The sequence below is a fragment of the Oceanobacillus sp. CFH 90083 genome, assembly GCF_009389585.1.
Classification (GTDB): domain Bacteria; phylum Bacillota; class Bacilli; order Bacillales; family Amphibacillaceae; genus Oceanobacillus.
Map to the genome: position 1 here is coordinate 153,144 of NZ_VIYG01000006.1, position 12,747 is coordinate 165,890.

Genomic DNA, 12,747 nt, shown 5'->3' on the forward strand with positions numbered 1-12,747 from the left:
GCAAAAGTATGTCGGATGTTTATAAAAAAGCTGGTGTAGACGTTGAAAAAGGCTACGAAGCGGTAGAAAGAATGAAAAAGCATATTGAAAAAACACATCGGAAAGAGGTATTGGGCTCTTTAGGCTCCTTTGCCGGGGCATTTGATTTATCCTCCTTTTCTTACCAAGAACCTGTTTTACTTTCAGGAACAGATGGTGTCGGTACAAAGTTAAAGCTTGCGATTGATCTGGATAAGCATGACACGGTAGGAATTGATTTAGTAGCGATGTGTGTGAATGATATTGTTGCGCAGGGAGGTGACCCGCTTTTCTTTTTAGATTATATTGCATGCGGAGAGAATGATCCGGCACGAATTGAAGCGATTGTATCTGGAATTGCAGCAGGCTGTCAGGAAGCAAATGCTGCACTAATCGGCGGTGAAACAGCAGAGATGCCAGGTATGTATGCCGCGGATGAATATGATTTGGCCGGTTTTGTTGTCGGTATTGTAGAAAAGAAAGAGATTATTACCGGGGAAACCATTGCAGAAGGGGATATACTGGTTGGTTTAGCTTCTAGCGGCATTCATTCCAATGGTTATTCTCTTGTCCGGAAGCTGATTGAAGGTCTGGATTTTGAAAAAGCTTATGAAGGATTATCGAGACCATTAGGTGAGGCAGTGATGGAGCCTACGAAGATTTATGCAAAAGCAATTCAGTCTATAAAAGAAAAGGTACATATTAAAGGAATTGCGCATATCACGGGCGGCGGCTTTGATGAGAATATTCCACGTATGCTTCCGGAAGGACTTGGAGCAGCGGTGCAGGAGGGAGCATGGAATGTTCCAGAGATTTTTCCATTCTTACAGAAACGTGGAGAAATTGATACCCGTGAAATGTACCGTGTTTTCAATATGGGTGTCGGAATGGTTATAGCTGTCTCTAAAGAGGATCAGCAGGCTGTTTGTGATTTATTACAAGAAAATCATATTGAAGCAGCAGTTATTGGTCATGTCATTAAAGGTGAAGGGGTGCAATTTTCTTCATGAAGCAGCAACGGGCTAGTGTGTTTGCATCAGGAACAGGAAGTAATTTTGATGTCATGATGCAGGACGAAGACATTGCAAATTCGATTGTGCTGCTTGTTTGTGATAAACCTGGAGCAGCTGTGATAGAAAAAGCGGAAAGCTTAGGAGTTCCAACGCTTGTATTAGATCCAAAAATCTATTCTTCCAAACAAGAATACGAAAAAGTAATCTATGAAAAGCTGCAATCTCTAGAAGTCGACTGGATTTTCTTAGCTGGGTATATGCGTCTCATTGGAGAAACATTACTCTCGCAGTATGAAGGTCGAATTATTAATATTCACCCGTCGATTTTACCTTCTTTCCCCGGAAAAGATGCAATTGGTCAAGCCTTTAGGGCTGGTGTTTCGAAAACAGGAGTAACTATTCACTATGTAGATGAAGGAATGGATACAGGGCCGATCATTGCACAAGAAGAAATAGAAATGATTCCGGGTGAAACAGAGGAACAGCTGAAAACAAGAATCCAGGCGGTGGAGCATCGCTTATATCCAAATGTGATGAAACAACTTATGCAAAATGTAACGGAGGAATTATAATGAAAAAACGTGCGCTTATTAGTGTATCTGATAAAACGGGTGTTGTAGAATTTGCCAAAGGACTGGAAGCAAAAGGATATGAAATCCTGTCTACTGGTGGAACGATTCGTTTATTAAATGATTCTGGTGTGCAGGCTATCCCGGTAGAAGAAGTGACAAACTTCCCGGAGATGCTCGACGGCAGAGTAAAGACCTTACATCCAATGATTCATGGCGGGCTGCTAGGAAAACGCTCCAATGAAAGCCATCGTGCGCAAATGGAAGAGCATGCGATTGTCCCAATTGATCTTGTTGCAGTAAACCTTTATCCATTTAAAGAAACGGTGCAAAAGCCAGGTGTTGCCCATGATGAAGTGATTGAAAACATTGATATTGGCGGTCCATCGATGCTTCGTTCAGCAGCAAAAAACTTTGCAGATGTATTCGTAGTTGCAGATCCTTCAGATTATGCATCTGTCTTAGCAGTATTGGATCAGGAAGAGGACACATATGAATTCCGTCAGCAATTAGCTGCAAAAGTGTTCCGGCACACGGCACATTATGATGCCATGATTGCTGCATATTTCCAAACACAGACAAAAGAAGTATTCCCGGAAACATATACCGTAACGTATGAAAAAGTACAAGACTTGCGTTATGGGGAAAATCCGCATCAGCAAGCGGCATTTTACAAAGCACCGATTCAAACGGCAGCAACATTGGCAACTGCTAACCAGCTGCACGGTAAGGAGCTTTCCTATAATAATATTCAAGATACAAACGCAGCTTTAGAAATCTTACGTGATTATAAAGAACCTGCTGCTGTTGCTGTAAAACATATGAACCCATGCGGGATTGGCATTGGAGCAACACTGGCAGAAGCATTTACGCGTACGTATGAAGCAGATCCTGTTTCTATTTTTGGTGGAATCGTAGCTTGTAATCGCCCGGTAGATGTTAAAACAGCGGAACAGCTTCGTTCTATTTTCTTAGAAATTGTAGTTGCACCTTCTTTTGATGAGGATGCACTTGCCATATTAACAGAAAAGAAAAATATTCGTTTACTGGCGTTAGATGTTTCCAACCAGCCAGCAGACCAAAAACGTCTGACAACAGTTGATGGTGGCGTGCTTATCCAGGATTTAGATGTAAAAGAAGTAACAACAGATGATTTGGAGGTTGTTACAGAAAAGCAGCCGACAGAAGCAGAAATTGCTGATTTACTATTTGCATGGAAAGCCGTTAAACATGTGAAATCGAATGCGATTGTGCTTGCAAAAGATGCGCAAACCATTGGAGTAGGGGCTGGACAAATGAATCGGATTGGTGCTGCGGAAATTGCTATTAAGCAGGCTGGTGAAAAAGCAAAGGGTGCTGTGCTTGCATCAGATGCATTCTTCCCAATGCCGGATACGGTGGAAGCAGCGGCTAAGGCTGGAGTCACAGCAATTATTCAGCCTGGCGGATCCAAACGTGATCAGGATTCGATTGATGTATGTAATCAATATGGTATTGCTATGGTCAATACGTCAGTCCGTCATTTTAAACATTAATCCTGTCCAGAAGCTCCTGCTTGCTTTCTCCATTCGTTTATACAGGAGCTTCTGGTAAAGGTATAGTTGTTTTGCCGATTAAAAAATCAGTTTGTCTGGAAAAGCTGATAATGGAGGGAAGCTATGAAAATATTAGTAGTAGGACGTGGAGGAAGAGAGCATAGTATTATCAAAAATTTAAAGAAAAACCGGCAGCTGGACAAAATTTATGCAGCTCCCGGCAATGCGGGAATAGAAGCAGATGCAGCGTGTATTCCAATTGATGAAATGAACATAGAAGAGCTGGTATCTTTTGCAAAGGAAGCTGCGGTTGATTTAACCATTGTCGGCCCTGAAAATCCACTAAATGCCGGGATAACCAATCGATTTCAGCAGGAAAATCTCGCAATCTTTGCACCGACCCAGGAAGCGGCTCTGCTTGAAGGAAGCAAAAGCTTTGCAAAGGATTTTATGAAAAAATATAATATCCCTACTGCTTCCTACGATGTTTTTCAAGATGCAGCAGAGGCAAAGAAAAGAATTGCTGAAACGGGCGCACCAATTGTTATTAAAGCAGATGGTTTAGCTGCTGGAAAAGGTGTTATTGTCGCGATGACAGAGGAAGAAGCTGTCCAGGCGATAGATGATATGCTTGTGGATAAAGCATTTGCTCAGGCCGGATCCACCGTGGTAATTGAAGAATATCTGGAAGGTGCAGAATTCTCTTTAATGGCATTTGTGCATCAGGATAAGGTTTATCCAATGATGGCAGCGAGAGATCATAAACGGGCATTTGATAATGATCAAGGTCCAAATACAGGCGGCATGGGAGCTTTTGCCCCGATTCCGGATTTAACGGAGGAAGCTTATCAGTTCTCTGTCGAGCAAATTTTAGAGAAAGCAGCAGCAGGTATGATGGAAGAAGGCAGACCATTTACAGGAATTCTTTATGCAGGGCTGATGATGACGAGTAATGGCCCTAAGGTAATTGAATTTAATACGCGCTTCGGAGATCCGGAAACACAGGTGGTTCTTCCTTTATTGAAGAATGACTTAGCTCAGGTAATGCAGGATGTTTTAGCTGAGAAGGACCCGAATTTAGAATGGCATGAGGAGGCTTGTGTCGGAGTGGTTCTTGCGTCGAATGGATATCCTGGTTCATATCGTAAAGGAAATCCTCTGCCGCAATTTGAGAACAACGAAGATATCTATATTATTCATGCCGGAACTAAAAAGGCAGAGGGAGGGCTTGTCTCTGATGGAGGAAGAGTACTTCTGGTCGGCGGTCGTGCAGAAACCCTCCCGCAGGCAGCAGATAAAGTCTATCAGCAGCTGGATAAAGCAGAACTAAATGGTAACTTTTTCTACCGGAGCGATATTGCTAAATAAACATTTAAAGGATATTATCGATCCTTTGCATCAGGTATGGCAAATACTATTTTAGCAGTTGTCCAATGAAGTGAAAATGAATCTTACTTGTAAAGAAGCTAGTGAAATAGACTATATTGATAGAGCCGTGTATCCTGCGTAGATACACGGCTCTATTTGCTGTCAGGAAATATATAATTTGTTTGCGTGTGGATAACTATTTATAGCATAACAGCTATATCCAGCTCCCGGCGCCAAACTTTAGGAGGTCCCCCGTGAACGCCCTGTAGTAAAGAAAGACTTAGCAATGGCGGAGTCACAGGCATAGACAGAGAGCTAAAGCCGGACCGGCATTACTGGCCTTATCGCAACCCCGACTTAGGCCATCCTGCGCTTTTCAGGCTTGGCTTGCCAAGTTTTCTTTATGTTTGTATAAAGGTAGAAGCACTTTCAATTATATCCTATAAAAAATAGTTTGACTTTTTAATTTTATTGTAATAGTATGAACAAAGAATATGTATACTGTATACAAGAAGGTGAGCATCATTGTAGATATCGTAAAGAAAACCTTAAAGAGTCAGGTATATGAATACTTAAGAGAGCAAATTATTGTCGGAAAATTCAAACCCGGAGAAAGGTTAATTGAAGAAAAAATAGGAGAAACACTAAATGTAAGCAGAAGTCCGATCCGTGAATCAATACGAATGTTGGAGAAGGAAGGGTTTGTGAATTTATCAAAAACAGGCGGCGTGACAGTAGTAGAGCCTTCTCTGACCGACTTTCAATATTTATATGAATGCCGGATTGAGATGGAATCTCTTGCTGCTTATTATGCTGCCATCAGACGGACAGATGAACAGCTGCAAATGATGAAGAAGGAAGTGGAGAACACCGTGCTTCATCAGGAAACACAAAATGAAAAACGTGTTACAGTAGCCTTTCATGACATCATTATTGAAGCCAGTGCGAATCCGTTCCTGATATCGATGCTTAAAACGCTCAGGGGAGTAAATAGTTTTTATCGGGAAGTTATTGTTGATAAAGATCCTAAATACAAGAAAACAGCATTTGTCGATCATGAGAAAATATGGGAGGCTATCGCTAATCGAGATGCGGATGCGGCAAAACAACTGATGAAACAGCATATTGAAAGAGATTTCACGCATTTTATGAATTTAAACAGAGAAGAGCTGGAGGGATAAGATGGTATGAAAAAGCCTCTTGAAGGAATAAGGGTATTAGAATTAGGAAATATTGTAGCTGCTCCATTTGCAGGAAAACTTTTCTCGGAATTTGGAGCAGAGGTTATTAAAGTAGAACAGCCGACCAATGGCGATCCACTTAGAAACTGGAGAGTAATGTATAAGGATACATCGGTATGGTGGCACGTTCAATCACGTAATAAAAAATCAATTACGGTAAATCTTCGAGAAGCAGAAGGACAGGAAATTATTAAAAACTTAACTAAAAAAGCAGATGTCGTTTTAGAGAATTTTAAACCGGGAACGTTGGAGAGATGGGGATTGGGTTACGAAGCATTAAAAAAAGTAAATCCTTCCGTCATATTAACCAGAATATCCGGTTACGGCCAGACAGGCCCTTATCGGGAAAAAGCAGGCTTTGGCAGTGTTGCAGAAGCTATTGGAGGTTTAAGGTATCTGACAGGGTATCCTGATTTACCGCCAGTTCGCGTCGGAATTGCTATTGGAGACATGGTAGCCGGTTTGTATGCGGTTATTGGCACACTGATGGCACTGAGGGTCCGTGATCGTGATGAGAAAAAAAGAGGTCAAGAAGTGGACGTGGCACTTTACGAATCTGTATTTAGTCTATTGGAAGGTATGCTTCCGGAATATGATATCACAGGAGAAATCCGTGAACGGACGGGAAGTACATTACCAGGTGTCGCACCTTCTAATTCCTATATTTGTGCGGATGGTTCTTATGTCATTATTGGCGGAAATGGAGACCGCATATTCCAGCGTCTGATGACTGCGATTGGAAAAGAGGACATGGCGAATGATCCTAAATATGCCACGAATCAGGATAGGGTGAATAACGTGGAATATATTGATGATGTTATCGGAGCCTGGACAAAGCAGCATCCGATCGAAGAAGTCCAGCGTATCCTCGATGAAGCCTCTGTACCGGTCAGTCCGATCTACAGTATTAAAGATATTATCAATGATGTGCATTATAATGCACGGGATATGATCCAGGAAATTGAGCTGAATGACGGTAAAAAAATAAAGACGCCAGGCATCGTTCCAAAGCTTTCCGAGACACCAGGAACAATTGAAACAAACGGACCGGCACTTGGTGAGCATAATGAGGAAATTTATAAGGAATTTTTAAACTTCTCCTATGAAGATTTTAAACGGTTAAAAGAGGGAGGAATTATCTGATGTCGGGAGTGACCATTATTGATGTAAGTCCCCGTGATGGCTTACAGACGGAACCAGAATTAATATCAACAGAAGACAAAGTAAAACTCGTTGATAAATTAACAGAAGCAGGATTGGAGAAAATCGAAGTAACTTCATTGGTTCATCCGAAAAGAGTTCCACAAATGGCAGATGCAGAAGATGTATTGAAGCAGGTCAGTCATAATGAAAAGTTACAGGTAATTGCATTAATCCCGAACCAAAGAGGATTTATACGCGCAAGTCAATTTGCAGGCTTGGAACTAAATTGGGCAGCTTCGGCTACAGAAACGTTTAGCGATAAAAATCTGGGGATGACAATTGATAGAAATTTCGAAATATTCAATGATGTAATTAAAGAAGTAAAATCAAAAGGAATGAAGATTTGCTTCTCCGTTGCCGTCAGCTTTGGATGCCCATATGAAGGAAAAGTTGAGGAAGAAAAAGTTCTCGAATTAGTGAAAAAAGCTGTACAGGCTGGAGCAGACAGGATCGGGATTGCAGACACAATTGGAATTGCAACTCCGGATGCAGTAGATAGTCTGTTGAGAAAAGTATTGGATGTGGCAGGAGAAACAAAGGTTTCCTTCCATATTCATGATACAAGAGGCTTGGGGATTGCCAATGCATATGCTGCTTATTTAGCAGGGGTACGTATTTTTGAAACAGCCGTCAGCGGTATTGGCGGATGTCCATTTGCGCCAGGCTCAGCAGGAAATTTAGCCACAGAGGATTTGGTTTACTTGTTTGAACGTATGGGGATTGAGACAGGAGTTAATGTAGGTAAGCTGTTGGAGGCTGCTGATTTTGCAGCAAGTCTATCCACGAAAACACCACTGGGAAGAATACGACATTTGGATAGAGAACGCACGATAAAGGAGTTGGTAAAATGAAGAAGTTACGTCATCTTTCCTTTCTGTTACTTCTCACAGGAGTCATTTTAGCGGCCTGCAGCAACGATGACGAGGTGTCAAATGGAGCAGATGCAGGCGGAGAGGAGTATGAACCGGCAACCATCCGGTTAGCTTATAACCTGCCGTCCGGTCATCATATTTCAGAGGGGGTAGAAGAATTTGCTAGAAAAGTAGAAGAAAAATCAAACGGTCAGATAGAGATGCAGGTTTTTGCGAATGGACAGCTGCTATCTGATAAAGATATGAACCAGTCCCTTTTAACAGGCGGTGTGGAAATGGGAATGAATTCTTCTACAATTTGGTCTTCCACGGTACCTGCTATGGGAATATTTGATGTCCCTTATGTGTTTGAAACATATGAGGAAGTAGGGGAAGCCTTGAATGGTGAATTTGGCGACATACTTCGTTCGGAAATGGAAGACATTGGCGTGAAGGTGCTAATGTTTGGTGATTATGGCTTTGGACAATTTGCGAATAATAAACACCCGTTGGAATCACCAGAAGATTTTAGGGGTTTGAAGATTCGCAGTGTAGGAGCACTGCCTTCAGAATTGATCAAAGCTTATAATGCATCTCCTGTGTTTATGGGGGGAGGAGAAGTGTATATGGGATTGCAAAGAAAAACAGTAGATGGAGCAACATCTGGAACAACAGCAATGGTTCAGCGCAGCTATGATGAAGTGACAGATTATTTGACCATAAATAATTATACTTATTTTGAGTTTATTCTAGGCGTAAATCAAGCATTCTGGGACGATTTGCCTGAAAATACACAAATATTAATTGAAGATACTGCCAGTGAAATGGAAGAATGGATTCGCCAGCAGACAGAATTGGAAGATGAGAGGACACTCCAAGTGTTGAAGGACAGAGGAATGGAAGTTTATGAAGTGCCTGCTGAAGAACTCGATATATGGAAAGAAGCGGCAATGCCGGTACGCAAAATTTTTGAGGAACAGGCGGGAGAAACTGGCACAAAATTATTAGATATGGTGGATGACGAATAAACGCTGCTCATCACTTGGAAGGGAGTTATAGCATGAATAAACTGTATAAATTTTCTGATTTATTAATTAAATATGCGGGTTATATAGCTGGAATTTTAATATTCATGACGACATTAATGACGTTTTATGAAGTAATATCCAGATCATTCTTTGGTATGCCAACTGCATGGGCAACGGAGTTATCCACTTATGCGATTATAGGCAGCTGTTTTTTGGGAACGGCGTATGCAGTGAGGACGTATGCGCATATTACCGTCGATTTATTGGTTAATCGGATGAATGAAATAATGCGTAAGATATTTTCATACATTTGCAATGTACTTGGATTATTTTTTAGTATTTTATTAACATGGTATGGATTCAAACATGTCTCCATGACATTTGAATTAGGAGTTACATCTACCTCCTTGCTGCGTATACCAATGTATTTGCCGGAATTATTTATCCCGATAGGCGGCGTACTACTTGTTATCGCATTTATATTACAATTGATCGACGGTAATGTACATAAAGGGGGAGACCAGCTATGAATCTATTTTTTGTAGGAGGTTTAGCAACATTCTTACTTATCGGTCTTCCTGTTGCGTTCTCTCTAGGAATGCTGGCTGTGCTGGGAATGTATTTGTTTAATGGCGGAAGCTTTGCTTTTTCACAGATTCCAATTAAAGCGTATTCTGCTTTGGATGACTTCACATTAACAGCTTTGCCAATGTATATACTGATGAGCCAAATTCTTGTTATCAGCGGTGTTGGCCGGGATTTATATGAAATGGCGAGCAGATGGTTCAGACATTTTCCGGGAGGATTAGGCATAGCGACAGTTTTTTGCTGTGCGATTTTTTCAGCTATTTCCGGATCGAGTGTTGCAACAGCAGTAACTGTTGGAGCCGTTGCCCTTCCAGAAATGGTGCGCCGTGGATATAAAAAGAAATATGTGCTTGGACTATTGGCAGCCGGCGGTACACTGGGCATTCTTATCCCTCCAAGTATACCAATGATTTTATACGGTTCACTTACTGGTGAATCAGTCGGGAAATTATTTATTGCCGGTGTTGTACCAGGGATTTTCTTAACGTTATGCTTTATGGTCTTTGCATCTATTCAAATGCGGCATATTAAAGAAGAACCTGCTACATGGGAAGAGCGCTGGGAAGCTTCCAGGAAAGCAATTTGGGGGTTATTACTGCCGGTTGCGATTATCGGCGGAATTTATTCAGGAATATTTACACCGACAGAAGCAGCTGCGGTCGGCGTAGTATTAGCCTTTCTCATTGCCATTTTAGTATATCGGAATCTGACAATTGCTAATTTGAAAAAGATGATCCTGTCAACTGTTAAAACGAGTGCAATGATTCTGTTTATTATCATTGGCGCTAAGATGCTCGGATTTATTCTGACTATTTTACAAATTCCGCAGCAGATTACAGCGGTAGCTACCTCGGCAGATGTCTCCCCTTGGGTAATCTTTATTTTTATTAATATACTATTACTTGTGTTAGGGATGTTTTTGGAAACTGTTTCTATTTTGGTTATTACAGTGCCGATTCTGTATCCAATTATTACTGCTTTAGGATTTGATCCGATATGGTTTGCTATTATTATGGTCGTTAATATGGAATTGGCATTGATTACCCCTCCTGTAGGATTAAATCTCTTTGTTTTAAAGGGACTGGATAACAGGAATACCATCCTTGATATTGTTAAGGGCGTTATCCCATACGCCATCATTCTGGTTCTGTTTATTATTCTGTTGTGCTTCTTCCCGCAAATAGCGACTTATTTGGTGGATAATGTTCAATAACAACAAACAGCATATTTTATTTAAGACAGTCGATTTTCTGCAAAAATGTAGGAAATCGGCTGTTTTTTAATAATTGCGGGTATGATTAGTCATCCTGTTAAAAACATACTGTGGAACATCAGGATCATGTTTATGTAAAATAAAAGCGGAGCAAACAGACATTTTTCTAATGAAAACAGGATGTTCAAAAAGTGTAAAATTTCAGCTCTGACCCTTCCTGATGAAATAAAAAATCAACTTTACTATATTAAAGTATTACATTATGATAGAATAAAGGAAAATGACAAATAGTGGAGAGTTGCTTAATGACATTTTGGAGAAATCGGGAATTACGACAGCATATTAATGTAATCGACGGGTCGGTTGCGCCTACAATTGTCTTAACCAATGCAACCTATTTAAATGTATATACAAATCAGTGGCTGGAAGCTAACATTTGGATTTATGAAAACCGAATTGTATATGTTGGTGAAAATTTACCTGAAAAGACAACAGGAACAGATTTTTATGATTGTCAGGGGAAATTCATTGTACCGGGATATATCGAGCCGCACGCCCATCCTTTCCAAGCTGCCAATCCGGAAGAAACGGTGATGTATGCTGCGAAAACAGGGACGACGACGTTTGTGAATGATAATTTAACCTGGTATTTGCTGTTAAATAAAAAGAAAACGTTCTCCATCATGAATGCTTTCTCGAAGTTACCGGTAAGTATGTTTTGGTGGAATCGTTTTGACAGTCAGACCACTCTGAAGGATGAACATGTTTTTAATACGAGAGATATATTAGATTGGGCTGAGCATCCGCTGGTTATTCAGGGGGGAGAGCTGACGGACTGGCCAAGCTTATTAACAGGCGGTGACCGTTTGCTGTACTGGATCCAGGAGATGAAGAAGCTGGGCAAGCCGATTGAGGGTCATTTGCCTGGAGCGTCATCCCGGACTTTAACGAAAATGAAGCTTTTTGGTATTTCGAGTGATCATGAATCGATGACAGCAGAGGATGTTTTCAAGCGGCTGGAGCTTGGTTATCGGGTCAGCCTCCGTTATTCGCCAGTCCGCCCGGATTTACCAGAAATAATAAAAGGCTTACTTGATAAAGGACTATCTCAATTTGATAATATGAGCTTTACGATGGATGGACCGACGCCTGCCTTTATGGAAAATGGCATGATCAATGTTTGTATTGAAAAGGCAGCTGAGAATGGGCTCCCTTTAGAAACGGCCTATCGGATGGCGAGCTATCATCCAGCCAGACATTTTAATATGGAAGAAGAATTCGGCAGTATTGCGCCGGGACGGGTTGCTAATGTAAATATCCTGGGGGATAAGCAAAATCCGAATCCCGAGAGTGTGATAAGTAAAGGGAAATGGATAAAAAAAGACCGTGAAGCTATTTCTTACCGATCCATCATTCATTGGGAAGAGTATGATATTGGACCGCTTGAGCTGGACTGGAGTTTAGCTGGCGAGGATCTGCAGTTTTCCAGTCCCATTGGCATGGATATGATCAATGATGTTATTATCCAGCCGTATTCGATTGTGTCTGATGTCAGTGCGGACAGCATCCCCCCAGAAAAAAGAGAGCAGTTTATAGCGTTAGTTGATAAACATGGCAAATGGCGTGTGAATACGATTATTCGTGGGTTTGCTCCAGAACTTGGTGCGTTAGTGAGCAGTTTTTCGGCAACTGGAGATATTATTCATATTGGTAATTCCAAAAAAGATTTACGTATCGCCTCAGAGCGTATGAAAGAGCTCGGGGGAGCAATTGTATTGGTAAATCAAGGAAAAATTTTAACAGAAATGCCGCTTCCTCTGGGAGGAGTTATGTCAAGAAACCCAATGGAAGAAGTTATTCCGATGAACAAGGAGTTAAAAAGGGTATTGCAAGAGTATGGCTATGCTTATGGAGACCCCATTTACAGCTTACTATTTCTTTCCGCCTTCCATCTGCCTTATTTTCGAATAACACAGCAGGGGCTGCTGGATGTAAAAAAGAGAGAAGTTGTTATCCCTGCTACGATGCGGTAGACAGGATGACATAAAGAAAACTTGGCAAGCCAATCCTGAAGATGCGGGATTGCTTTAGTTGGGGCGGGGCTGGGACTGCGATTACTC

The 12,747-nt window shown here is 41.3% G+C and carries 11 protein-coding genes; all 11 read left to right on the forward strand.

Going from position 1 to position 12,747, the window contains the following annotated elements; genetic code table 11:
- Positions 1-8 precede the first annotated feature (8 nt).
- The 11 genes from purM to FLK20_RS11335 all read left to right on the forward strand — a co-directional run bounded on the left by purM (position 9) and on the right by FLK20_RS11335 (position 12,660).
- On the forward strand, positions 9-1,028 hold the full coding sequence (gene purM / locus FLK20_RS11285; protein WP_152656668.1) for a phosphoribosylformylglycinamidine cyclo-ligase: 1,020 nt from the start codon (positions 9-11) through the stop codon (positions 1,026-1,028).
- Positions 1,025-1,603 (forward strand): phosphoribosylglycinamide formyltransferase, encoded by a 579-nt coding sequence (gene purN, locus FLK20_RS11290; protein ID WP_152656669.1) that lies wholly within the window; start codon positions 1,025-1,027, stop codon positions 1,601-1,603. Before purM ends, purN begins: the two co-directional genes overlap by 4 nt.
- Positions 1,603-3,135 (forward strand): bifunctional phosphoribosylaminoimidazolecarboxamide formyltransferase/IMP cyclohydrolase, encoded by a 1,533-nt coding sequence (gene purH, locus FLK20_RS11295; RefSeq protein WP_152656670.1) that lies wholly within the window; start codon positions 1,603-1,605, stop codon positions 3,133-3,135. Before purN ends, purH begins: the two co-directional genes overlap by 1 nt.
- Positions 3,136-3,258: 123 nt before the next feature.
- A complete protein-coding gene (gene purD / locus FLK20_RS11300; RefSeq protein WP_152656671.1) occupies positions 3,259-4,503 on the forward strand; it encodes a phosphoribosylamine--glycine ligase in 1,245 nt (414 codons plus the stop codon).
- 494 nt (positions 4,504-4,997) lie between these two features.
- A complete protein-coding gene (locus FLK20_RS11305) occupies positions 4,998-5,684 on the forward strand; it encodes a GntR family transcriptional regulator (protein WP_227994998.1) in 687 nt (228 codons plus the stop codon).
- 6 nt (positions 5,685-5,690) lie between these two features.
- A complete protein-coding gene (locus FLK20_RS11310) occupies positions 5,691-6,887 on the forward strand; it encodes a CaiB/BaiF CoA transferase family protein (RefSeq protein ID WP_152656672.1) in 1,197 nt (398 codons plus the stop codon).
- Positions 6,887-7,798, forward strand: a complete 912-nt coding sequence (locus FLK20_RS11315) for a hydroxymethylglutaryl-CoA lyase (protein ID WP_152656673.1) — start codon at positions 6,887-6,889, stop codon at positions 7,796-7,798. Before FLK20_RS11310 ends, FLK20_RS11315 begins: the two co-directional genes overlap by 1 nt.
- Entirely contained in the window at positions 7,795-8,826 is a 1,032-nt protein-coding gene (locus FLK20_RS11320; RefSeq protein WP_152656674.1) for a TRAP transporter substrate-binding protein, read from the forward strand. Before FLK20_RS11315 ends, FLK20_RS11320 begins: the two co-directional genes overlap by 4 nt.
- Positions 8,827-8,858: 32 nt before the next feature.
- Positions 8,859-9,356 carry a TRAP transporter small permease gene (locus FLK20_RS11325; RefSeq protein WP_152656675.1) on the forward strand — a complete coding sequence of 166 codons (498 nt, stop codon included), beginning with the start codon at positions 8,859-8,861 and terminating at the stop codon, positions 9,354-9,356.
- Complete coding sequence (locus tag FLK20_RS11330) at positions 9,353-10,627, forward strand: TRAP transporter large permease (protein WP_152656676.1); 1,275 nt, start codon at positions 9,353-9,355, stop codon at positions 10,625-10,627. Before FLK20_RS11325 ends, FLK20_RS11330 begins: the two co-directional genes overlap by 4 nt.
- A gap of 305 nt (positions 10,628-10,932) precedes the next feature.
- The gene (locus tag FLK20_RS11335; RefSeq protein WP_152656677.1) at positions 10,933-12,660 is read left to right on the forward strand and encodes an adenine deaminase C-terminal domain-containing protein; all 1,728 of its coding nucleotides are present in this window, start codon (positions 10,933-10,935) and stop codon (positions 12,658-12,660) included.
- Positions 12,661-12,747 lie beyond the last annotated feature (87 nt).